Here is a 24,976-nt window from a genome sequence, read left to right as displayed (position 1 = left end):
CAGGCACACCACCATTCCACGATCACTTTCCCAAATAGATCCGGTGACGATGTATCAGTTGCCGGAGCTTGGCCAGTCGGTCGGCATCCGCTTCCCGCTGGAAGAACTCTTCTGCCAATTCGAACCAATGGACGCTTGTCTTTTCTTTGGCGTAGTACGCATCCATTCCGGCCAACACCCGTTCGGGATCGACTCGCATGAAATCACTGGCGGGTTGACCACGAGGGTAAAAGCGAGCCGTGCTGACCATCAACCGACTGTACATCGCGTCGCCCTCGGCACCGCCCAGTTGATCGCAGACCGCCTCGATGTAGTTTTCGAAATCGCCGGGGTTGCCGTACCAACGCGGCAACAAATACGTCACCGCCGAAGAGTGCACGGACAAACTTCCCTTGGCGGGACTCTGCATGGCACGCTTGGTCAGTTCACCCACGGCACTCTTGGGCGCGGACAATCCCATTGAAATCCCGAGCGCAAGGGAGAACACACGGGTAGCGGGTTGCTGCTTCTTCAAGAGCGGTTTGAGGTGTTCCAGTGCGACACCCAACTGTTCATGAAAAACTCGCATGCCATCCTTCGAAACCGTGTTCACAAAACCGGTTCCGCGAGCCTTCCAAGCCAGGTCGCGGTGATGCTGAGCACGCAGCATCGGAATCACGATGGACCGCGGCATCCGTTCCCCGGCTCGCTTCAGCCACAACTCCTTGCGGATTCGAGCATCGCCGCCGTGCACCCAGCCATATTCTTTGGACACGATGCCCAGCGCACTTAGAAACTCCTCGCTCAATTCATCGGGATACTCACTGACCGCCGCGATCGCGGGTGTTCGCAAATAGGCAAACGCAGCGTCCAATTGGTCGATCTGGTCGCGGTCCACCAGATTCTCCGCCAACACTCGAAGGATCCGAGACGCTGGAATGCGTTCCGGAGCGGCGGCATGAATCCACTCATCACCTCGACGAAATACCATCGCCGTTCCGCGCGCCGCGATCATGACCGGTTGAGTCAAGTCACAGTTCACGTACTCAACCATCCCCATCCGATCGCCGTTCAAATCGAAGTTCGCGATGAAGGCAAAAGGATCTGTGGAGCCCGCCAAACCTGGAAGCATCCCCATGACTCGGATCAGCGAGAGTCCTTCTTCGCCGGGAACGTTGTCCATCCAGTAAGGAACGATGCTCAGCCGACGAGTGGCATGGACCACCTCTCCCTCTTCGACCCCAAAGTCGATTGCCCAAGGTTTCTCGTCCGTGCTAACCCAAGCCCTTTGGTCCAAAACCGCCAGCGAGCGGACCCTCGGAAGCTTCGTCAATTGAGCTTGATTCGCAATCTTTCCCGTGGTTTCATCGACCTTCAACAGGTACATGTTTTGATTGCTGGTCGCGATGAAATTCGCACCGTCGCGAGAGCACCATAGCTCGGAAGTCATTCGTTCCCCGTCGAGCAACTCGATGCGTGATTGCTTGACTTCCAACGATGCCAAATCCAACAAGTAGATCCACCCATCGTGGGTCGTGAAGAAGATGCGATCGCCGTCCGCAGATTGCGTCGAAGCCAAGGGTTGCTTCACCGCTTGGTAGCTCGCCGATTTAATCCCCTGTTGCAGATCCCAAAGGGTCAGCACTCCACTTTCAAAACCGATCAATCGATTGCCATCCGGCGACAGATAAACCGGGTGCTGCCCGTCCAATCGACTTGGGATTCGATGGACGATGTTCCCACTTCGATCCACCACGGCAGGATCGTTTCCCGCAATCAACAAGAACGCCCCGTCCACTGACATCTGCAGCACCGTCTGCCCGGGACTGAGTGCCAAACGTGTCTCTTTCCACTGGCGTGAGAAGCCACGACGCAGCACTTCCAACCGCTCGCGATATTCCGCATCCAACGTGGCTGGCCGAGCAATGATTTCGTTTTCGGTGACAGGTTGAGCCAACCGCTCATCCACCTGGTCGTCCCACTCGATACCATGTTCACGACGGTACAACTCACCCCGTAACTTCGGTCCGTCAACCGGATGAAGTTCATCCACAGACAAACGAATCATGGATTCGTTCTCGTCCTCGAAATAGATGTAGTACCGATTCGCGCGAACCGGCGTGGCGGGCAAAGTGGTCCAACCGTCGGCTCGTCGAATCACGCGATGGGTGATCGTGGACGGGTCCAGCCCGTCCGTTCTGCCCGCTTTACCCTGCTCACGAAACTCGGCGGCCATCTCCTCCATTGTCTTCCAATCGTGTTCCTCAAACAGCGAGCGTGCAACGCGGAAGTGGCCGCCTACCATCCCGCGCATGATCGCGTCGTCACCGTCAAGACGGTCAAAGTTAGCGGGAAACAACTGACTCGAGTCCACCAACTTCCAGGTTTGATAGCTCGGAGGTCGCGGCAGGTTGCGGAGTTTATCTTCGAGCTCTCGCCTTAGGTTTTCTTGAAACAGATCGACTTCTTGCATCGCGGCGTACTGGTCATCAGTTGAAACCGTTTGCCGTACATCGGCTTCCGAACGCAACTGCACCTCCAACTCGAGCTTTTCCAGATGCGAAAAGGCTGTTCGAGGAATCGTCTGACGCTTTCCTTCTCGATCGGTGAACTGGAATTCGTCGTTGTCGTTCCATCTTGGATCCTCGGCCGGCGGCAATGGCTGCTTCCCCATCAACCCGTAGATTCGCAGGCTGGGAACCGCGATCGGAATGGCTTGGTTTGGAAACTGCTTCTTCAGAGTCTGCCATTGCTGGGAAGCTTGTTCGTTGGCGTGGTCCGTCAGAAGTTCTCTGTCAACCAAGAAATCGACTGTCCCGTCACGCATGATCCAACTATCAAGGTGCTTCCCCACGACAACGCCCTCGAATCCAACTTGCGTCTTATAAGGTGGTTGACTCCAGCTCACCAACCAGTCTTCCATCGCTTTCGCGGAGGGAAGCTGCATTTCAAAAATGATCTTCTTCTCAAAGTGTTCCTGCAGTTTGATCCACTGGATCCGATCCTCGCGAGAGGTTTTCGCAAGCTCCGGCAGTCCCTTGGTCGATGCGGTTGGATCGGCTTCGAGCATCATCAACTTCATTTCCATCGCGTCCACGAAATGCAGTTGATCGACAGGCAACCCCACCGGCGTGTCACGGCTGGCCATTTTGACCTTCAAGGAGGTCTCGTTCGTCATCTCCAATGGTTTGATCGCCAACACCATGGAATGGGAACGTCGAACGAGGAAATACTCCGCGTGCAAAGAGGGACGCTTCTCCTTGGGGTGAGCCTCGAAATACTCGTTCAGACCCTGGACGCTTTGTTCAGCCGCCGCTCTCCAAGGTTCTGTCAATTCGGCTTTCAAGATGGCGACGGTCGAGTTTTCGGCATCGAACCGATAGACGTAATACGGGTGCTCTTCGCCAATCAGCGTCGCCGTGAATCGGGTATTGGGCGCGGTGTCTTTGAGTCGCCAAGCCCCGCACGTGTTGAGGTAGCGAAACGGATCAGAATCAACCAGTTCTCGCCGCCGTTCATCCCAAGACTTGGCGATTTGCGTAGGAGCAACCTCTTCATCGAGCTCATTCATTTTCCTTTCCATGAGCACACGCCGCAGATCCAATTCCGATGGACCGGTGAACGAACCGAGCGACTCCCAGCGTTTGATCCGGAACTTTCGGAATCGAGCCCGTTCGGGTCGATGATCAGGCACGAACCATGAAACCTTGCTCTTAGAGGGATCCGACTCATCTTCGGCGATTTCAAGCGGCTTCCCAGGTCCGAGCATCCCCAGTCGCCCAGGCCAACACCAAAGATCGGTTTGCTCGAGGCCCGGTACCTGTTTCACTTTTCCAGTCTGCAACCAATCCGCCGCTCGTTTGCGATCAGCTTCCGCAAGCATGCTTTTGCGAACACGAAATCGAGCCATCACGGGGTGCGAAGCGTATGGCTTCCAAATGCGTCCAAAGACAAATGCATCGTCGACTTCGCCAAGTAGCGCCGCTTGAAACTCGATCCCAGGAACTGCGGTCTGCCACTTCGACAATTTGTCGAGAACGTTCAGACGTTCGCGTATCAGATCGCGTTGTTCGCCCCGGAATGACGCCAGCGGAATGGCGATCAACTGTTGTTGAATGTTCCAATACGAGATGTCGTCTTCGACCAACAACAGAGACGCATTGTTCAGCTCCCGGTCACCCTGCATCCACGCCTGGTCACCTGCATCGCGAATGGGAAACGCCTCGCGAAGCCGATCCACCAGCGATCGCCAAGGCTCCAATGTCTTCTCAATGAATTCGCGATCCGTTTCACTGAACTGCCTCAATGGAAAAGACTGGAACTTTCGACTGTGGACTTCGAGATGGATCCATTCGTCTGGACCAATCCATTGAACCAATCGTCCCTGAATCGGTTCTCGATCCTGCAATTGCCACTGACGCGATTCCGTCACCTTCGGGGCATCGTTCACTCGAGCCGTCAAAACGATTTTGGCACCATCAGCAATCGCAGACGGAGTCAAACCACTCGGCAATTGGCTGTGGGCTGGCACGCCAAAACAGACGAGGCAAATCAGCATCAAAACCAAACGTTCGGAAAGGGAGTCGCCCTTCATTCCAGCCACCAAAATCAAGAATGGATCGAGTGAATGCACCGCGCCCGAGCATCATGCAGTGCAACACGATTTTATCAGTCAGCAAAACCCGTGGCGCCCATGAAATCGCGCCGGACAGGCATCCGCTTCCAACCGCTGGCATCTCCCTTTCTGATGCCTTTTCGAAGTAACAGTTCCTCCATTTCTTTGATTTCAAGCGATCGGCCAATTTACTTCCAACAACGAAAAAACCCTCGCAAGAATACTTGCGAGGGTTTTTCGTTCATTCGTTCTGTTCAGATGATCCGTTGGATCACCCATCAGACTACTTGTCAGTGAAGTCCAAGAACCACCAACCGTCGTCCCATTCGAGCGACACCTTCCGCCATCCCAAAGGAACTTGTGGGTAGGGGTAGAAAGGTCCGATGTAGGGGAACGCCGATGGGCTGTACTGTTGTGGGTACGTCAGTGCGGCGTAGTTCGGATACGCTGCGTAGCCAGGCCAAGCGTAGTTCGGCAAGTTCGGAGTGTCGTAGCGAGGTGCTCCGGCGGGTGCGGCAGGCGCCATGGGAACAGGTTGTCCCATCATCGGTGCCTGAGCCATCGGTGCCGGTGCTCCCTGCATGCCAGCGGCTCCATGAGTCATCATGCTGCCGGGAACAACCATTTCGCCGTTGATCACTTGTCCGCCAACTTGGCCGCCCATTTGCCCGTACGAAACGGGACGAGCTTGGACCTGACGATTGGCAGGTGGCAAAGGCTGCAACCCACCGGTGCGATGCGTGGCAGGTGTGGCAACCAAACCAGGGTTCGATCCCGCCTTGACGGTCATCAGATCGCGGACGCCGCGTGCTCCGGGAGCATGACGGGCGATTTCAGCGATCAGTTTTCGCTGGGATGCCGAAGCAGCTTCGCCGGTGATCTCCACGATGCCGTCGTAAGCGTTGACGTCGACACCGAAGTCTTTCAGGTGACCGACGGACTTCGCTTTGCCCAAGGCAGAGGCGACGGAACGAGTGATCGCTTCGTCCGAACCGGCTTCTCCACCAGCCTCTTCCCAAGCCGCAACGGTGCGGGTTTGCGAGTCAGCGGCTTCTTCGCCAGCAACCGGTGCCACCGAACCAGGAACCACTTCTTGAACTTCGGTTTCCAAAGCTCCCTTGAAGTCGAATGCTTCCGCAGGCTCAACAGCTGCGATCGCAGCAGCCTTGGGCTTGTAAAGCTTTGCTTCGAGAACTTCGAGTTCATTGACAACATTGACAACGCCATCGACATCCTTCAAAGCGGCCAAGACCAGGTCTTGTTGCTCCGAGCCATCGACGGTGCCGCGGAACACGACCACTCCGTCGTTGACTTTCATGTCAAGGTTGAAGTTCTTCAGTTGACCTGCATCACGGCTGACTTTGAGCCGTTGCATGACTTGTTGTGCGATCTCGCGATCACCGCCAAAGGCCTGAGCAGGCCCCAGCGTGGCGATCGCGGCCATCGCCAGTCCAAAATATTTGCGTCGCATGGAAATGCCTCCCTACAGTCCTTTGTGAGGTGTCATTCACCGACCGCGTTACTCGCGGAAAAAAAGGATCAGCCAACAGCCGGTCCGATCGGTGCTATGGACTGTTTCGGTTGTAACGAGGCCTATCCGGCAGGTTTTTTCCGATTTTGTGGATAAATCAACACAATCCGGGTTGAATGGCCTGCTCAGAGCCCCGGTGAAACAACCTGTTTTCAAGCTCAACCCGCTGTGAAAAACCGCTTGTTCGTCCCCCCACTGCCGATCGGCACCTCCACCCGGGCGCCACATTTGGGGCATCCACCACGGTAGGCGGTCCGCTGATCATTTCGGTAGATGCGACCGTAGGTTTGGCAACACCGAAACTGAATGCCCAAGAACGGGCGTGGGTTTCCCGGCGTGCCATCCGCCCCCGAATTCGAACCTGATGCGTCCGAACCACCACGCACATCGTGCACGACATCGAAGTGATTGCCAACGTTTTGTTGAGGCGTGGGATCGACCATGGTTGTCTCTCTCGTAAGCCATGAGCGGGAAAGAAGTGTCAGGGACCTGATTCGCCCGAAGATTCTGACTCGGGTTCTCGCAGCTGCTCAATCGCCAATCGCAATTGCTTGCGAGCCCGGTTCAAACGACTGCGGACGGTGCCAATGGACAGCTCCAAAATCTCCGCCATTTCCTCATAAGAAGATTCTTCCATTTCTCGCAAGACAAGAATACTGCGGTGCTGATCGCTGAGTTGCTGCAGAGCCAATTGCACCAGCGAAACGTCGTCCTGACGAATCATATTCGCATCGACGGCCTCACCGTCACAAACGACTTCTTCGCCAATTTCCTCGCGTTGCTGGTCCAACGACAGACGAACCTTTTGGCGTCGCTTTCGCGACAACGCGATGTTGAACGCGACTCGATACAGCCACGTGAAAAACTGGCTGTTTTGCTGGAACGTGTCCAGTTTGACGAACGCCCGAATGAAAGCCTCTTGCGTCACTTCCTCGGCATCGTGAACTGAACCGGTGACGTGGATCATGGCGTGATGCAGCCGGTCCTGATGACGGATCACCAAGCTCTCAAACGCGGACGCGTCACCCGACAACGCCGCTTCGATCAGCGCCACCTCATCCGCCGACGCGGGATTCGCCGTGGCGTTTTCGTTTCGGTTCGAGCTGGCTGCGTCCACTTCCCCTCAACTTGATGATCGTTCGCTGGGTGATCAGTTTAACTCAAACGAGTCGCCCTGTTGCAAAGCATTTTGGGGCATTCCCCAACGCCGGAGCCTACCGAACGTCCTCGTCGAAATGGTCCGCGATTTCGCTGCTGTTCTTGTCATCGCCCATTGGAGCAAACGATTCCCCGTTTTCATCCAACCACAACGGAATCGCTAGAACCCCGAAAAAAGAAACAATCAAACCAAGTTGCGATGCCTGTTCGCTGGGCCAGACGTGGGACGCCACCAACCCCCGCCACAGCAATAATTGCACGCTCAATGCAACCGGCAAGCTGACCGCAAATCGGCCCAAGGAATCACGGGACTGAGCGAATGCAAACGTCTCGAGAATCTTCGCAAAAATCGCCGCGACCAAGATCACTCCCATCACGGCCTGCCAGCCCACCACGATCGCGGGGACCGCGATCAAGACCATCAAATCAATCAGCCGCCGCGTTGATGAACCGAGCGGGTCCATCTTCATGTCCGCTGAAGGGCAAAAGCTCTTCGCCAGCACGCGAGCGAAAAATCCCGCTGCCACCAGCGACGTCAACAACCGCAATCCAATCTGGACCAAGGTCACGGACCAATCACCACCGTGAGTCATCCATCCCGTCGGCGGCCAAGCACCAACCATGGACGGCACTGAATCGCCAACAAGTTGCCACGGCACCACCATCGCCTGCGGCAAAGCGAACATCCCGCCAACCAGCGTCACCGCCGCGAACAATGTCAATCGAGGCGGCAAAGGATTGCCGTCGAACCGGATCAGTCCCGCGGCCCAGGCGGTCGCCAGTGCCACCACATGATACAGAATCAGGGTCAATAAATCCGCGTCAACGAATGGGGTCGACAACCAATTCGAACGCACGGAATCACCCACGTAGGGCAGACTCCAACGCGTCAGTTCTGTTGCCCCCACGACCGCAAACGTGATCCCGACCAGCGTTTCAACGATCGGATAACGGGACGAAATCGGAAGCCGGCAATCTCGGCAGCGCCCGCTCAACCACAGCCAACCGAAAATCGGCACGTTGTCCCGAGCCCGAAGCTGGTTGCGACATCGGGGGCAGAACGAATGGCCGTTGACGTTCAAACGCTGAGGCAATCGCCACACGACCACATTCAGGAAACTGCCAACACTGGCCCCAACGACCAGGAAAAACGTGAAGATGACCACGTCATTGGCTCGCGGCGCCAACAGATCAGCCACCCGGAAATGAGGGTGCCAGCGGGTCACCCAGAGCGCAGACATCCACACATAAGCCACCGATGCGAGCAGATACCCGATCAGCAAACAGACGGCGAGAATTCGATACGGTGAGCGTCGTCGCGACAAAATTGCATGGCCCTTGGCGAGTCCGCACACTCTACTAGCCAAGCCCCGAACTGACGACTCCCATCCCATGACCACTGCCCATGACTTCCGCGCTCCCTCCCCAGCGGCACCAATTCGCCAACGACCACCCGCCCCGTCACGAGGGCGATTACGTCGTCTACTGGATGATCGCCCAACGGCGGCTGCACTGGAATTTCGCCTTGCAACACGCGATTGACCGGGCACTCGAATTCGAAAAACCGCTGCTGATCTTCGAACCTCTGCGAGTTCGCTACCAATGGGCCAGCGACCGGATCCACCGTTTCATCATCGAAGGCATGCGAGACAACGCGGCCGCCGCCGAATCTCTGCCGGTGGTCTACTACCCGTACGTCGAACCCAAACCGGGTGTCGGCTCGCCGTTGCTTCATCGACTCGCCAAACACGCATGCACGGTCGTCACCGACGAATACCCGTGTTTCTTTTTGCCGCACATGATCGACGCGGTGAAGGACAAACTGCCTGCCCGTTTGGAATTGATCGACTCCAACAGCGTGCTCCCGCTGCGAGCAGCGGAACGGACCTACACGGTCGCGCACAGTTACCGGCGGTTCATGCAAAAGAACGTTCTGCCGGCTCTTGAACATTTGCCTCTCGCCAACCCGTTGTCCGCGGACGACCGCCCTGCCCTGCCCTGCCCCGATGGCGAATCGATGGCGGAGCGTCGCCAGCAATTGCTCCCTGCAAAAATCCTGTCCAAATGGCCTGCCGCTGATTTGGAAAAGCTGCTCGGCGAAGATGGCTTGTCGGAAATCCCGATCGATCACTCGGTTCGTCCGTCCCAAGCGACGCCCGGCGGAACGGTGGAAGCCTCCCGTCGTTGGCAAAAATTCTTGGACCAGAAACTGTCACGCTACAACGACGACCGCAACCAACCCGATGAACACGCCACGACGGGTTTGAGCCCGCACCTTCACTTCGGTCACATTTCGGCGCACGAGATGGTTTCCTCGCTGCTGGAACACGAGGGTTGGTCCGCGGACCAAACGTCCAAACCCAACGGCAAGAACCATGGCTTTTGGAACGTCGGCGAGAACGCCGAAGCCTTGCTCGATCAACTGCTGACCTGGCGAGAGATCGGATTCAATTGGTCGTTCCAAAATCCAGACACCTACGACTCGCTGGAATCGTTGCCGGACTGGGCGAAGAAGACGTTGAATGAAACGCGTGATGACGAGCGGCCTCATCTCTACACGCTGGCCGAGTTTGAGAATGCCGAGACGCACGACGAGCTTTGGAACGCCGCGCAACGTGAGTTGGTGGAAACCGGCGAGATGCACAACTACATGCGGATGCTGTGGGGCAAGAAGATTTTGCATTGGACCAAAACGCCCGAAGAAGCCCTTGAGTTCATGATCCACCTGAACAACAAGTATGGGCTGGATGGTCGCGATCCCAACTCATACTGCGGCATCCTTTGGGTGCTCGGCCGCACCGACCGAGCCTGGGGTCCCAAACGTCCGGTCTTCGGCAGCGTCCGCTACATGACCAGCGATAGCGCCCGCAAAAAGCTCAAGCTCAGCAAGTACCTCCAACGGTTCGCCGGATCGAACAAGAAGTAGGGACAGAGCGAAAATCAAGTGGCAGAGGCTTCCAGCCTGTGATAGCGCGGAACACAAGCAGGGAGCCTACGCCACCTTTTCACCGCTCCAGGAGACGGACCGAATGAAGTGAATTCCGGCAGAAGACACGACCCGCAAAATCCAAAGGAAGCCGAAAAACGGCTGGCACCGCACGGGCATGTGAAACGGGAATCGCCTGGCGACGGGCGGCAAACAACTGCCGTCGCTCCGCGACTGGTCGCGGAGGCACAACCGCGGAGCGGTGAAATCTGTCAGCCTCGGGTTTCAACCCGAGGTTTAAGTCGCGCCGCCCCATTTGAAAAGCCGCGGAGTGGCGACAGGTGGTTGAGAAACGCGATCAACTGTCGTCGTTCCGCGACTGGGGAAACGGTTGGGCGCTGATGGTCCTTGGGTTGAAACCCAAGGCTAGTGGTCTGTCAAAGCTTGATTTTAGGGTAGCGAAACTCGTCAAGAGTTTTGATCTGCTTGGCGAAATCCCGAAAGTCTTGACGACTTCCGCTACGGTGATAACCCGAAACTTTGGTGCTGACGCACCACTAGCCGGATGCCGTCGCGCCGCGACTGGTCGCGGAAACGCAACCGCGGAGCGGTGAAATCTGTCAGCCTCGGGTTTCAACCCGAGGTTTGAGTCGTGCCGCCCCATTTGAAAAGCCGCGGAGTGGCGACAGGTGGTTGAGAAACGCGATCAAATGTCGTCGTTCCGCGACTGGGGAAACGGTTGGGCGCTGATGGTCCTTGGGTTGAAACCCAAGGCTAGTGGTCTGTCAAAGCTTGATTTTAGGGTAGCGAAACTCGTCAAGAGTTTTGATCTGCTTGGCGAAATCCCGAAAGTCTTGACGACTTCCGCTACGGTGATAACCCGAAACTTTGGTGCTGACGCACCACTAGCCGGATGCCGTCGCGCCGCGACTGAAGTGAGAAGACGCAACCGCGGAGCGGTAAAATCTGTCAGCCTCGGGTTTCAACCCGAGGTTTGAGTCGTACCGCCCCATTTGAGAAGCCGCGGAGTGGCGACAGGTGGTTGGGAAATGCGATCAACTGTCGTCGCGTCGCGACTGGGGAAATGGTTGGGCGCTGATGGTCCTTGGGTTGAAACCCAAGGCTAGTGGTCTGTCAAAGCTTGATTTTAGGGTAGCGAAACTCGTCAAGAGTTTTGATCTGCTTGGCGAAATCCCGAAAGTCTTGACGACTTCCGCTACGGTGATAACCCGAAACTTTGGTGCTGACGCACCACTAGCCGGATGCCGTCGCGCCGCGACTGAAGTGAGAAGACGCAACCGCGGAGCGGTAAAATCTGTCAGCCTCGGGTTTCAACCCGAGGTTTGAGTCGTACCGCCCCATTTGAGAAGCCGCGGAGTGGCGACAGGTGGTTGGGAAATGCGATCAACTGTCGTCGCGTCGCGACTGGGGAAATGGTTGGGCGCTGATGGTCCTTGGGTTGAAACCCAAGGCTAGTGGTCTGTCAAAGCTTGATTTTAGGGTAGCGAAACTCGTCAAGAGTTTTGATCTGCTTGGCGAAATCCCGAAAGTCTTGACGACTTCCGCTACGGTGATAACCCGAAACTTTGGTGCTGACGTCAATGTCGAAAACCTGCCGCCACGTCGTGGCCTTTGGCCGCGTTTACTGATCGATGCAGTGAATTGGTTTTAGCACGTCATTGCAAGACAGACACCCCCAATTGGCCTCCATGTTTCGGTTAGATTAGGTTCGCTCTTCCAGGGCAACTTCTTTGAATTTTCCATCGTGTCGCGCATCCACCTGAGACTCCTGAAGCATCATGAAAGTATCCCTTGCGGTCTTCTTGGCACTCACCCTGCCCCTCTCCATCCAGGCTGAAGAACTTCCTGACGTCGCCGTCGCGGGGGAAGACGCGTTGGTGTCGTCGCAACAGATCTTTGATCTTGCTGACAAACCCACCAAAGAGAGTCATGCGTCCACCATTGTCGAGACACCGACTGGTCTGGTCGCGGCTTGGTTCGCGGGCACTCGTGAGCGTGACCCTGACGTCGGCATTCGTGTTTCTCGCCATGAGAACGGCCAATGGACCGAGTCGGTCGAGGTCGTCAACGGTGTCCAGTCATCGACCCTCCGCTATCCCACCTGGAACCCGGTGTTGTTTCAGCCCACCGAAGGTCCGTTGATGCTGTTCTACAAAGTCGGTCCGAACCCGCGAGAATGGTGGGGCATGCTCACGACGTCCGAGGATGGTGGCAAAACATGGTCCTGGCCGACAAAACTCGGCGAAGCCCACACGATCGGACACCTCCTTGGACCAGTCAAGAACAAACCGATCGAGCTCGCCGATGGAACGATCCTGTGCCCATCGAGCACCGAGATTGAGTACGCGGATGGATCTTCCCACTGGCGAGTTCACTTCGAGGTCACCAAGGATCTCGGCAAGACTTGGGAGGTGATCGGGCCGATCCAGACCGGAGAAACCTTTCATGCGATTCAGCCCAGTGTTTTGACTTACCCTGACAACCGTCTGCAGATCCTTTGCCGCAGCAAAGAGAAACGCATCGTCGAAAGCTGGTCCAAAGACGGCGGGAAAACCTGGAGCACGCTCACCGCAACCGACTTGCCCAACCCCAACTCCGGCACCGATGCGGTGACGCTGCAAGACGGACGGCAAGTCTTGATCTACAACCACTCCGAAGGCCTTGTGAGACGGAAAGACGCTGCCGACCTGAAGCCTCGCCGGATCCTGAATCTGGCCATTTCCTCCGATGGAAAAACCTGGAAGCCTGTGCTGACGCTGGAAAATGAAACCGGGCCTCACCCAAGCGACGCGGAACGCCGCCGTCACTTCGGTGAGTACAGCTACCCGGCCATCATCCAAACCTCCGACGGGATGCTCAACATGGTCTACACGTACAACCGCGAAGGCGTCAAACACGCGGTCGTCGACCCAAGCAAGCTCTGAACATCGCCCGCATTCCGATTGGGCGAACCGTTTGTTCGCTGCTAGTGCTGTTGGCCCTCAGCGGTCGAGGATTCGCGGCGGATCCCAGCCGGAACATTGTGTTCCTCCTGGCGGACGACCTGGGCTATGGTGACCTTGGATCCTATGGTGGGACCACGATCGCGACTGACCTGGATGGCATCTCGGTGCTGAACGCACTGAAAGACCGCCCGATCAACAACCAACAACGTGTGCTCTACTGGGACGATGGCCACTGCCGAGGCAACCAGTATGCCCAGGCGGTCCGATTGGGCGATTGGAAAGGAATCCTGTCCAAGAAAAGAGCACTGACACCTCCGGTAAGCCACGCACAATGAATATGTGGCGGGTTTCGTAGTGGCCGAGGCTACAAGTCCCGTGCATCGGGATTCGTGGCCTCATCCACTACGCCAGGAATTGATTGTGCGTTGCGAAGCAGGTACGCAGGTGTCATCGGGTATGTGAGCCGTTGGCGTTAGCCACGGTTTTCACGCACAACCGGGGCGAACGCCCAAACGGCTCACATGGTTGTGGTTGATCATTCCTGCCGACCTGCTCAAAGCCCGCGTCAGGTCGTTCGTAATCCCAAACGCAAGGTGGATACCCATCAACTGCCCGCTCGCGATCTTTCGCTCCCGCGGTCGGCAGCGGCAAGGGGTTTGAGTTAGGATTTTGCTTTTCCGCCGAAGTACTCCAAGCCCCCTTCCCAGGTCGTCCAACATGTTTCCCCTGAAGTACGATCGCGTCGTCTTGCTCGCGATCGCCTTGTTCGCAAGCGTCACCGGCACGGCCGTGCACGCGCAGTCCCCTGCCCCGTCAGTCCAGGTGGGACTGCCGCCATCGCTGCAGTTCGCTTCGGAGGACGCGTCGTTCTACTACGCGTTGCTGAACAACCGTCTGAAATGGGATGCGGTGGCCGAGAACCCGGCGATCCAACGATTGCTGGCGATGCCGGTGGTTCAACGTGGCATCGCGGACGCTCGTGACAAAATTCTGTCAGACATCCAGAATGATCTCGATGGCGCCGACACACCCGCCTGGGTTCGATCCTCGTATGAGTTTTGGAGCAGTGAAGAAGGGCAGGCTTATCTGCCCACAATTGCGGACTTGGCTTCTCGTGAACTCTTCGCCTTTGCCGACCAGAGCCTCGCCGAGCAATACGCCACCTTCAACCGAATGATGTCGGAGCAACTCTCAGAGATCAGTCTGGATCGGGACGCGAATTCAGACGAACTTGAGCCCTTCAACTCCTTCACGGATTCACCTGGGAACGAGGAATTTCTAGACAGCCTGCAAATCCCTCGCATCGTGGCGGGGGCCAAAATTTCAGGAGCGGATGAACAGCAACGCGTCCGAGAACTCCTGAACATGCTGGAAGCGAAGTTCCGGAACGAGTTGTTGCAACTCTCCGATGCCGAAAACCAATACATCCTGGATTCGCTGGACCACCAAAACGTGGGCCAGGTCAATGAACGGTGGGTGATGGAACTGACCGGAGAGGACTACCCGTGGGGCGCGGCGATTGAGCGAATGAGCGTCGACGCGGAACCTGAGGAGATCGCGAAACTCGAACAGCGATTCGCCACGATCCGCGAGCGTACTGCTGGTAAATCGTTGGTCCTCAGCATTGGTTTTGCAGACAGCTACTTGTATGCATCGGTGGGTCACGATCCCGAGGCAGTCGCCCCGGGGAAAGTGGAGCGACCTCTTTACCGACGCGATGTCTTCCAGCCTTTGTTAGAAAACCGCGGCAAAGCGTTCTCAGGAGTGGGCTATCAAAACAGCACGTTGAAACAGCAAACGTCTTGGGTCACCCAGTGGTCCATGTACCTGCAACTCATTCCAACCTTCGCCGAGAAGATGCTTTCGGATTCCGAATTGGATCCCCTCTCGTATCAACCGTTGCTGGCCAACATCAACGAGGATGTCGAGATGCTGCTGACGGATTTGAACCGGCTTTACAATCCTTTGGGCGAGGAATTGACGTTTGCGTTCTTCTTCAAGGGTGGGATTGCCGGCTACCAATATCATCAACACACCGATCCGATCCGCGTCCAAGCTCAGCCTCTGAAATCGTTGCAACACATCGGAGAGAACCCGGCGTTGTTCAGTGCAGCAGCGGACTGGGACGACGACGGGACGCTGGACAAATGGTTGAATCGGATCCAAGAGCGAGCCGAACAGGCCATGGCTCTCACTGCCGAATCCGGGGACGCGTCGCCGACCAGCAAGATGGACCCTGCGATTGCCGCCGGGCTCACGGAACTGTTCTTGGCAACGAAGGACGATCTGCTGCCGTCGGTGGGCAAGGAAGCAGCCTTTGTGCTCGACTTCAATCAGCGGAGCCGACAGTGGCATCCCAGCGCACCACCGTCTGCGGACGCCTTGCCGGTCCCCGCCCCTGCACTCATTTATGAACTCACCGACGCCGAACGACATCGCCGCGCGTGGCGTCGCTATTTCGACACCATCAACCCTCTGTTTGCGGCGTTTGGTCCGTTGATGGGCCTGCCGCCGGGCCAAGGGTTGCCCGAGGCGACCGAATCTGCGATTCCCGGCGGCGTCTACCTGCAAGTGCCCGGCGTTGCGTTGCTTGGTGCCGACCCTCAGTTTTCACCTGGGTTGGCGCTCACTTCCGACTGGGCGGTCTACACCTTGTTCCAAGGCCAAGCCACCAACTTCGTCCGTGCAAACTCGCCCTCGTTCCCTCCGCCTCTGAACGATCTCAACCGACCGTTGATCGCGGCCGGACACATCGATTTGCTGCAGTTCGCGGACGCCGCGGAGGACTGGATGAAGTACGCCATGCCAATGGTGAGGCAAATCAATCGCAACCAAGGAGCACCTGGTCTGGATGCCGAGCCAAGCAACGCGCCCAACGTGGAAGAAACGGCCGAGTTGGTCGCCATCGCAATCGACTTGCTAAGGCAGATTCCCTCTTACACGCATGCCACCTACGTGCAAGACAACTCGGTCGTCACGCAGTACGTGATCAAGGTGCCCACGCTGCAGCCGGCGGCAAAGTGAGAGCGATCAACGCTGCTTGGCGATTCCATTGACCAAGATCGCAGCCCCTCACCAGTTCCAACGAAGGAGGTGCTCGCGATCTTTGATCAACAAATAATTCGCCCCCAACACGGGAGCCGCCCAGGTCGGTGAATCCGACACCGTGTAAGTCGCTTTGGCTTGGTATTCTTCGGCGGCCGCGTCGATGACACGCAGTTCGCCGCTGTCCGTCAGCGTGATGATGTGGCTGGGAATCGCCAAGAACGTGGCATGGTCGCCCAAGCGGGGACGGCCTTGCCAAAGGACGCTTCCATCGTCGGCGTTGATGCAGAACAATCGCCCACTGTCGTAGTGAGACAAACCGAACAGACGACCGTCATTCATCACCGCGGTCGACATGTTCATTGCCAAGTCTTCCAGCACCCAGGCCTCCTCCACCTTCCAGCCGTCGCCTGTCTTCGTTGGACGCAAGGAACGGATTCCACGGTTCTCGGCACCGATGATGATCGTGTCGCGGTGCTGGACCGGCGTCGGCGAATTCTGGTCCGGGTCGACGTGCTTCAATGCATACGACCACAGCCATTTTCCGGTCTCGACATCGACACCGGCAACGTCGTCACGATTCCAATCGATGACTTGGCGAACCCCGTGCAACTCCACCACCACGGGTGAAGAGTACGAGATCGGCTTGTCGCCCTGCGACCAAATCGTTTCGCCCGAGGCAACATCGAAGGCGTACAGGGCACCGATTTCGTCATTCCCCAAATGGATCAGCAGACGATTCCCATCCACGACGGGTGAGCAACTGGCACCCCACTTTGGATGATTGATCGAAAATCGCTTTCGCTCGTCACGTTGCCAGAGTTGATCGCCCGATTCTGCATCCCAGGCCGTCACGACGCCGTTGATGCTGGCCGTGAAGAGGCGTCCGTCCGCCATCACCGGATTGGCTTTGGGCCCTGCCCCGTGCCGCTCACCGCCACCACCGATTTCAAAGGGCACCGGCCAAGACCGCTTCCAAATCTCGTCCCCCGACGAGAGGTCGAAGCACGCGAGCACTTCCAGATCGCCCTGACGAGCGTGCTGGTAGACTCGGTCGCCGCTGACCAAGGGCGTCCCGTAACCTTCGCCGACTTCGATCTTCCATGCCGGAGACAGTTCCTCGGGCCACGACTCGGGGGGCGAAAAATCGGCCACCCAGCCGTTCCGCTGCGGCCCCAGCCAACCGGTCCACGCGTCCTCCGCAGTCGCCGTTTGCATTGAGTTCATCGCGGGAATCAGCGTGCAAGCCAGCAGCACCAAGCCGGATCGGGAACCGTTCATCATGGAATCCACCAAAGGTCGAAAGCGAGCCTGGACCGGCGAGTGCTTTCTCGAGGGTCAAAAAAACAAATCGTCGTCATTGTAGGGTGGATGAACATTGGGACGACCGAGCCGCCCTGTCTTTTTGGCGCAGCCTGGACGATCTCAAAACTTCAGGACGCTAATGTTCTGTCCTGGACGATTCACAACGCGGGATGCGTGGACAGTGAACAACCGAGGCGTGATGGATTGAAAAAGTTCAATTGACAATTTCTAAGGGAGGATGAAGCTAACCTGCACGACCTCTTTCAACGGGCAAGGTTTGCCAGAGGTTGCGAGACCCGCATTTCAAAATGCCGTCCGAACTCCTGAAATGGTTTCTGGCGGATGCTCTCGCCAGACTCCCGGCAACGCCAGCGAGTCAGGCTCGGACGGGCATTCGGACGACGCTGCCGCTGATCGCGGGCAAGGCCTCGATGTCGGTGGTCGCTCGTGAAGCAGCGCCTTCGCTGGCTTCGTGAGTCATGATCACCAACGGCACCGTGTTCTCTGACGCGTTGGCTTCGTCTTTTGTTTTGGGTTCGTGCTGGATGACCGATGCGATGGAAATCGAGTGGCTCGAGAGCACACCGGCGATCGCGGCCAGAGTTCCTGGGTCGTTGGCCACTCGCAATCGCAAGTAGTACCGGCCTCGCAGCCGATCGACGTCTCGCTGAACCGTGCGTGGGGGACGCTCGGACGAAAAGTACTCCAGTGTTTCAAACGTGATCGGAGTGCGTCCCACCGCGGTGTCGATGACATCCGCAACGACAGCGGACGCCGTCGGCATCTGCCCTGCCCCCAGACCATGATAGAAGACGGGTCCAACCGCATCACCCACCACACGAATGGCATTGAAGGCGTCGCGGACTTCGGCCATCGGGGTGCCGATGGCGACCAAGGTCGGAGCGACCGACAATTCCAGTTCGCCATCGACCAAGCGAGCCGTCGCCAGTAGTTTGATTCGGTACCCGAGCTGGCGAGCGTAAACCAGATCGGCCGGATCCAGCCCATCGATGCCCTGGCGAGGGATGTCCCGCCAATCCACGGTGGCTCCAAACGCCAGGTGCGACAGGATCGCCAGTTTCTGAGCCGCGTCGGTGCCGTCGACGTCCATCGCTGGATCGGCTTCGGCGTAGCCCAATTCCTGAGCCCGTTTGACGGTCTCGTCGTAGCCGGCACCCTTTTCGTCCATTTGCGAGACGATGAAGTTGCTGGTTCCGTTGAGAATCCCTTCCAGCGATTCAATTTGATTGGCCGACAAACACTGGCTGATGTTGGCGATGATCGGGATGCCACCGGCCACGGCGGCTTCAAAGGCGATGCTGCGTCCGAGTTCTCGGGCACGGGTGAACAATTCGGCACCGTGTTCGGCCAGCAACGCTTTGTTCGCGGTGACAATGTCCTTGCCGGCTTCCATGGCCCGCAGCATGACTTCGCGAGCCGGGGACAATCCGCCCATCAATTGGATGACGACGTCGATTTCGGGGTCGTTGAGAACATCGTCGATCGAATCGGTCAGGACGCCTTCGGGCAGCTCGATGCCGCGGGGTTTGCTGAGATCGCGAACGACGGCTTTGGACAACCAGATCGTCTTGCCCGCATGCCGAGCGGTTCGATCACCATGATCGATCAACAGACGAGCCACGCCGGCGCCGACGGTCCCCATTCCGATGATGGCAACGTTGGTCCGTTCCGATGATTTTTGCTTGTTGGGTGTTGCATTCATGTGGGGGATGGTAATCAGAGCCCACGATCATTGAACACGGGGGTCATCAAGAATCCGCGAGAAGTCTGCGGCACCGGACAGCGATTCCGGTCAGGAGGGATCGTGGGGCCCCAGAAAGAGAGCCACCTGCGAAGAAAGCCGATTTTGGCAGCAATCAAAAGAAAACGGCGGAACAACGTGCCCATACGCTGTCCCGCCGTTCTCATTTTCAATCGCAAGAAACATGCATTCGGGTCTCCGTGTCGCAATCCCACACCACGACACTTCCCCCCGTCTGTCCGTCTCGGCCATAGCGTCGGGTCCTCCACTCGGTTGACCACGCCGGCTATTCGTAATGTTCGGCATAACCGAGCCTCGAACGAATGGGAATCCGGCTAGAAAGACGACTTCGTTGAACAACCTTGGTTGACCTTGCCGGTTATGGCAATTCGGGTCGTCCCAATCCAGATTTATGCACTTTCGATCTTGTGACCGAGCGGATTGCTTTGAGAAACTTGAGGCAGATTCGGAACTTTTCGTTTCGAAGTTTCCCGACCAATCGCTTCCGCCGCTGCAAGGATGCTCCGATGGCAATCGGCCCCCTGACCGACACCTCCACGTTGTCGATCGATCGCCTGTACGACCTCTACCACGCCATTGCTGAACGAGACCACGTGTTTCGTTTGCAATCTCAATACGGCAGCACGCCGCCTCCCAAGGGACACTGCGAATTCCGTCCTCTGAGACGCCAAACGTTTGTGCAACGTGTGCTGCACTATGACTCGCTTCCGACCGCCGTCGGCGCGGCTTTCCGAACACGATTGTCACGCCAGGCGGCAGCCTACGGCGTTGATCCCCTGAGCCAAACACTCAACAAGACCAACGCTGCCTGATGAACGACCGAGGCCAAATGCTTTGCCAGATTTTGCGTGCTGCCCACTGTCGCAGCACCCATCATCACTTCGCCCTGGACGCGACCGAATTGGTTCAAACTGATTCGGGCAAGCGTTTGGTTTCCCAATTGCGACGGCATCACGCCCGCTATTTCAGCGGTGCCAAGGATCCCGACGTGCGTTTTCGTGATTTCCAAAATCACGTGGTTCACGTCGATGACGGCTACTGGGGCGGCGCACCTCGCGTCGCTCACCAGTGGTACGACCGACTGCAGCGGTACCTGCACCAGTCACGTTTCGACGACGCCGCCCATGCCGCTGGTGTCCTCAGCCATTACGTGACCGATCCGATCCAACCGCTGCACACAGCACAGACACCGATGGAAAAGGTCCTGCACCGTCCGATCGAATGGTGCATCACTCAAAATTACGCGGATCTGTTTGCTCTGTGGCAACAGGATCCGACGCGCATCGTCTTTCAATTGTCCGACCAACCTGGCTGGCTCGGCGAAGCGATCTTGCAATCCGCTCGCTTGGCCCACAGTCACTACCAAACGCTGCTGGACAACTTTGATTTAGCAGCCTCGGAATCCGATTCCAAACGCGGTCTGAATGAAGTTTCCCGCCGCATCGTTTCCCAGTTGATCGGCCTGTCCGTGACGGGCTTGGCGAGAATCATCGAACGAGCCGCCTTCGATGCCGAACAACGCAGCGGTCGTCCCATCCCCACCGCGGGGCTGACCCTGCCCACGGTGCTGTCGACCATCCGGGTTCCCGATCGATTGTGGCTAAGACGGATCACGCACCAAACCGAGCGTGCCAAAGTCCAAATGCTGATCGATGAATTTCGACGCACCGGCGACGTGGAACAACATCTGCCCAGCGAAGTCCGTGTCCTGCAACGGGTGCGAGTGATTTACCATCGCGAAAAAGAGTACCGCCAAGCGAAGGCCAAACTGGCCGCCGCCCGCGAATCCTTGTTGGCCGCTGAAGAAACCGAGCGTCAATCTGAATCCACCGAAGCGAACCTGCTGCCGTTTGTCAGCAGCGAAGCCAACGTCCGTTTGCAGGTGACTGACCCGTTGGTCGATGCACCCTCGATCGGCAAAAAGACCGCCGCTCGGTTTGCCGGCATCGGCATTCACACCGTGGGCGACTTCTTGAAAGCCGACGAGGCAATGATGACGCGCCGATTGGACACGCGTTGGATCACGGCGGCCACCCTGCATGCCTGGCGTTGCCAGACGATGCTGATGTGCCAATTGCCATCCATGTTGGCTCGTGAAGTCCAACTGCTCGTGGGCGCCGGCTACCTGACCACCGATGCACTCGCGAAAACCGATGCCACGACGTTGCATGCTGCGGTGGAAGCCTACGCGGCGACCTATTCTGGTCGACGGTACCTTCGTGGTGCCGAGTCTCCCACGATCGATCGACTGGAAGTCATGATCGGCGACGCCGCCCACGCGATGATCAAACTCAAACGCGACAACGCGATGCACCGCGACGAATCGGGCATCACCGATTCTGGGAATGCGGATCAGCAAACCGATCCCGCGACCAATCAGGCGAAGCAGTCACCCCAGCGACGCGCCGCCTGATCGTCCGATTCAATCGCCAGCTCAATTGCTGGGCGTGACCTCGACTTCGATCATGCCGTCTTGTGCCATCGGCACCGGCTGAGCGATTTCCGACGTTGCGGGTGCTGACTGCACGGCTTCGTAGGACGCCGCTCCCATCGTCGATTGAACCGCCGTTGGATCAAACTGCCCCGACGTCAATGGACGTGGTGCAGAGACCTTCTCGGGATGACGGCGTGGTTCGAGGAATCGGCCCAACTCATACGCATCGCGTTCGGCACCTGGGCACCAAGCTCCCTCGGTCAAGTTGACCTGGTTGTAAGCCAACAACGATCCCTTCTCTTTGTGGAAATCCCGAATCGCCAAGTTGTAATCGCTGATCGATTGATAGAACTCCGATTCGCTGGTGACCACTTGCCGTTGGGCTTGCAACAGGAAGTTGATGTTGTCGGTCCCGTCGCGATAACGGCGACGCAGCACTTCCACCTGACGCAAATCCGCCAGGTAGCGGTTGTAATTGGTTTCCACCAATTCAAACGTCAGGTCAATCGAACGAGCCGCACCGGACAAATCGTGGCTGATCCGCAGTTCGGTTTCGGCCAGAATGGCACGTTCCCGTTGAAGGTTCAGCTTGGCGTGCGCGACCGCAGAACTCGCGGCACGCAATCCAATCGGAGCCAGAAACTCGATGCCGGCGGTCCACTCTTGGTAGTTCCCGCCCGTGATCGAATCGACCAAGTTGTCGTTGAGGCCTTGATCACCAGGTCCGATCAAGTTGTCCCCCAAACCTCGCCAGCGGTATTGGCCGACGAAGTCCATTTGCGGACGACGATTCAAACGCGACGCCAGCAGTTCCATCTCGCGACGTTTGACCGTGTACTTTTGGCGACGGACTTCGACGCGGCGATCCAGAGCTTGCCCCAACGCACTTTGCCAATCAAACACGACTTTCGCGTTGAGTGGATCGGTGGTCGGACGCAACAAGGCACCGTCGGTCGCCGGCAAACCAATCAGGTAACGCAACGCTTGTTCGCGAGCGTACAAACCGGTCTCACCCGCCAAAGCCGATTTGACTTGAGCTTCGAATTGGTAGTACTGCGAACGAGCTTGAGCTTCCTCGTCACGCCGGCCCGTGCCGACTTCCAATCGCACCTGTTGGTACTGGAAAGTTTGCAACGCCGATTCTCGGCCCTTCGCGGTCGCTTCCAACAATCGGTACGAAGTCGTCAGGTCCCAGTAGGCTTGCTCGACATCGGAAACCAACTGAATCACCGCGGCTTCAAAATCAGCCAAGGCAACGTCTTCGTTGACCCGAGCGATCAGCACACCGTTGTACTGGCCGACCACTCCGTTGGCCCCAGCCGCTCCAGCGATCCGGTTGTAAGTCGTTCCGGCACCACGCATCAAAGGCTGACGGTACTCGGCTTCGAGGTAGCCGATGAAGTCACTTTGGAACTGACGAAACGGTCGGTTGTTTCGGTCGTAGCCAATGTTGCTTCGCAAAGCGAACTGGGCACCGGTGGCGGTGCGTTTGGACAGTTCATTGGCGAACGTCGCTTGGGTGGCTTGGAATGTGGTCGGTGTGAACGCCGCACCAAGCCCACCGGTTGCGATGTTCTGAGGTTGATCGAGTTTGTTCCAGAACAACGATTGGCTGTACTGAGCGTCAAAGTTGGCCAGTGCCGCTTCGACACCGCCCAGCGGATCCGCGTGAGCCAGACCTGGGGTGAAGACCGTCGTCGCGGATTGGGGAGCACTCACCACCGCCCCACCGATCGTTCGCAGCACGGGGCTGGATCGCAACGCCTGCTGGACCGCTTGTTCGAGCGTCAGTTCCACGCTGGGCAAATTGGCCGGGTCTTCCAGCGTGTTGGGCTGAGCCGCGGAGACCGCCGCCGACACAACCGGCGTTGCACATTGGGCAACCTCGGGATACTCGATTCGCATCGCCGAATGGTCGTGGTACGACGTTTTGGTGTCGTGCGGACCGTCCGGGATTTTCTGCGCCCAATGACATCCGCTGGTCAGCGTGGATGCCGCCACCGCGACGCCCAGCCAAGAGGCCAAGCGACGACGACGGGTTTGCTTGCGCGAAGAGAGAGACGTTTGCCGATCCATGGCAATCTCGATTCCATATCAGGATGGTTCCCTCTGCTCGCACCAACATCCTTGTCAGTGCCCAGTCGCAGAGGCGGATAGTTTCGTTCGCTAAATCGCTCCAGCACTAAGGCAGAGCGATGATTCCGCCGGCAATCGCGGCGGCTTCCACCACCACAGCCCGTCGTTCGAGCGGCGGTCGTTGCATCACGCAAGGAGCCGACGATCCAGCCCGGTAGTAGCCCTTGCTGTAAACGATGTCACACGGTTCTTGAATCGTTGCCAAGTAAGGCAGCATCGGAATCGTGGTGAAGAACCGAGCCCCAGCGGCGATCGGCTGCATGCATCCCCAGCGTTCGTGACCATGCCGTTCCAGCATTCGGTCTTCGAAGTACAGCGGATGCGAATACGTGTTCGGTGCAGCCCAAGGCAAAACCGCGCCCGCCGCCACCATGCCACGAGCAAACGGTTCCTCAGGAAGAGGAATCGCAACCCCATCCTTCTGCGAATCAAAGTCGTCTGGCAACCGTCCGTTGCCGATCGATGACTTGTCCAACGACACCGCTCGCAGCGATGGAAGCTCGATGCGGCCGTTGGTCACATCGGGCAAGCGCTCGCTGATGAAAGGTTGCGAGAACATCCCGCTCTCATCCTTTTCATCTTCTTTCGCGTCGGCAATGATCTCGTCCCGCAACGACATCCGATCCTTGTCGTTGGACGCTTCTGCTCGATCGGTCTCAGCATCGTTGCGAAGCAGGTCACGCAAACGTTGTCGGCGAGCTTCGTCAGCGGTCGCAGGTTCGGTTGCGTTTGCCGCATCGACAACCTCCGCTGGATCAGCGACGTCATCATCGTTGATCATTGCGAATCCGGCCGCAGCAAAGAAACCGCTGGGCAACGATGCCACGTGGGCGTCCGCCGCCGTCAATGCCAACGGATCGTCAGCAACACTGACCGAGGCGGTCGAGACCAGACAACCGGACAACACCCAAGCGAATGTTCGCCGACTTGGCTGAATCCCTCGGATCCATCGCATCGTTTGATAGAAACGTTTCATCGACAACTCAGCAAAAAGCTCTCGCGTCGTGCGAATTTTCGGCGTGGTGCGGCGAAGCGAGGGGGCGTCACCAAACCACCAATCCCATGTAGATTCCAGCATTGCGGTCGTCTTCCTTGACG

At 57.5% G+C, this 24,976-nt stretch carries 15 protein-coding genes; 6 read left to right on the top strand and 9 right to left on the bottom strand.

The features are described 5' to 3' along the window. Positions 1 to 22: 22 nt before the first annotated feature. The 5 genes from PSR62_RS06725 to PSR62_RS06705 form a co-directional block, all read right to left on the bottom strand. Complete coding sequence (locus PSR62_RS06725) at positions 23 to 4,612, bottom strand: hypothetical protein (protein ID WP_274407035.1); 4,590 nt, start codon at positions 4,610 to 4,612, stop codon at positions 23 to 25. A 265-nt stretch (positions 4,613 to 4,877) separates the two neighbouring features. Continuing rightward, positions 4,878 to 6,065 (bottom strand): BON domain-containing protein, encoded by a 1,188-nt coding sequence (locus PSR62_RS06720; RefSeq protein ID WP_274407034.1) that lies wholly within the window; start codon positions 6,063 to 6,065, stop codon positions 4,878 to 4,880. Positions 6,066 to 6,283: 218 nt separating this feature from the next. Continuing rightward, the gene (locus PSR62_RS06715; RefSeq protein WP_274407033.1) at positions 6,284 to 6,568 is read right to left on the bottom strand and encodes a hypothetical protein; all 285 of its coding nucleotides are present in this window, start codon (positions 6,566 to 6,568) and stop codon (positions 6,284 to 6,286) included. Positions 6,569 to 6,606: 38 nt separating this feature from the next. After that, on the bottom strand, positions 6,607 to 7,242 hold the full coding sequence (locus tag PSR62_RS06710) for an RNA polymerase sigma factor (protein WP_274407032.1): 636 nt from the start codon (positions 7,240 to 7,242) through the stop codon (positions 6,607 to 6,609). Between the two features lie 97 nt (positions 7,243 to 7,339). After that, positions 7,340 to 8,608, bottom strand: coding sequence for an A24 family peptidase (locus tag PSR62_RS06705; protein ID WP_274407031.1), 1,269 nt, complete (start codon positions 8,606 to 8,608; stop codon positions 7,340 to 7,342). A gap of 164 nt (positions 8,609 to 8,772) precedes the next feature. Between PSR62_RS06705 and PSR62_RS06700 the strand changes: the two genes are divergently transcribed. From PSR62_RS06700 to PSR62_RS06685, 4 genes are all read left to right on the top strand, one after another. Beyond that, on the top strand, positions 8,773 to 10,209 hold the full coding sequence (locus tag PSR62_RS06700; RefSeq protein ID WP_274408177.1) for a deoxyribodipyrimidine photolyase: 1,437 nt from the start codon (positions 8,773 to 8,775) through the stop codon (positions 10,207 to 10,209). 1,799 nt (positions 10,210 to 12,008) lie between these two features. Beyond that, positions 12,009 to 13,154 (top strand): sialidase family protein, encoded by a 1,146-nt coding sequence (locus tag PSR62_RS06695; RefSeq protein ID WP_274407030.1) that lies wholly within the window; start codon positions 12,009 to 12,011, stop codon positions 13,152 to 13,154. A 44-nt stretch (positions 13,155 to 13,198) separates the two neighbouring features. Beyond that, entirely contained in the window at positions 13,199 to 13,510 is a 312-nt protein-coding gene (locus PSR62_RS06690) for a hypothetical protein (protein WP_274407029.1), read from the top strand. Between the two features lie 382 nt (positions 13,511 to 13,892). After that, positions 13,893 to 16,199, top strand: a complete 2,307-nt coding sequence (locus tag PSR62_RS06685) for a hypothetical protein (protein ID WP_274407028.1) — start codon at positions 13,893 to 13,895, stop codon at positions 16,197 to 16,199. 48 nt (positions 16,200 to 16,247) lie between these two features. Here the strand turns inward: PSR62_RS06685 and PSR62_RS06680 are convergent, their stop codons facing one another. After that, complete coding sequence (locus tag PSR62_RS06680) at positions 16,248 to 17,504, bottom strand: PQQ-binding-like beta-propeller repeat protein (RefSeq protein ID WP_274407027.1); 1,257 nt, start codon at positions 17,502 to 17,504, stop codon at positions 16,248 to 16,250. Positions 17,505 to 17,901: 397 nt separating this feature from the next. Beyond that, positions 17,902 to 19,248, bottom strand: coding sequence for a homoserine dehydrogenase (locus PSR62_RS06675; RefSeq protein ID WP_274407026.1), 1,347 nt, complete (start codon positions 19,246 to 19,248; stop codon positions 17,902 to 17,904). Positions 19,249 to 19,814: 566 nt separating this feature from the next. Between PSR62_RS06675 and PSR62_RS06670 the strand changes: the two genes are divergently transcribed. Further along, on the top strand, positions 19,815 to 20,120 hold the full coding sequence (locus PSR62_RS06670) for a hypothetical protein (RefSeq protein ID WP_274407025.1): 306 nt from the start codon (positions 19,815 to 19,817) through the stop codon (positions 20,118 to 20,120). Then, a complete protein-coding gene (locus PSR62_RS06665) occupies positions 20,120 to 21,721 on the top strand; it encodes a DUF4332 domain-containing protein (protein ID WP_274407024.1) in 1,602 nt (533 codons plus the stop codon). Before PSR62_RS06670 ends, PSR62_RS06665 begins: the two co-directional genes overlap by 1 nt. 21 nt (positions 21,722 to 21,742) lie before the next feature. On the opposite strand, the gene PSR62_RS06660 is transcribed toward PSR62_RS06665, so the two are convergent. Both PSR62_RS06660 and PSR62_RS06655 read right to left on the bottom strand, forming a co-directional pair. Next, the gene (locus PSR62_RS06660) at positions 21,743 to 23,818 is read right to left on the bottom strand and encodes a TolC family protein (protein WP_274407023.1); all 2,076 of its coding nucleotides are present in this window, start codon (positions 23,816 to 23,818) and stop codon (positions 21,743 to 21,745) included. Positions 23,819 to 23,924: 106 nt separating this feature from the next. Beyond that, a complete protein-coding gene (locus tag PSR62_RS06655) occupies positions 23,925 to 24,956 on the bottom strand; it encodes a hypothetical protein (protein WP_274407022.1) in 1,032 nt (343 codons plus the stop codon). Positions 24,957 to 24,976 lie beyond the last annotated feature (20 nt).

Origin of the sequence: Rhodopirellula sp. P2, from assembly GCF_028768465.1 — a bacterium.
Classification (GTDB): domain Bacteria; phylum Planctomycetota; class Planctomycetia; order Pirellulales; family Pirellulaceae; genus Rhodopirellula.
Note: the sequence above shows the minus strand (reverse complement) of the source record. Positions and strands in the feature narration are given on the sequence as shown.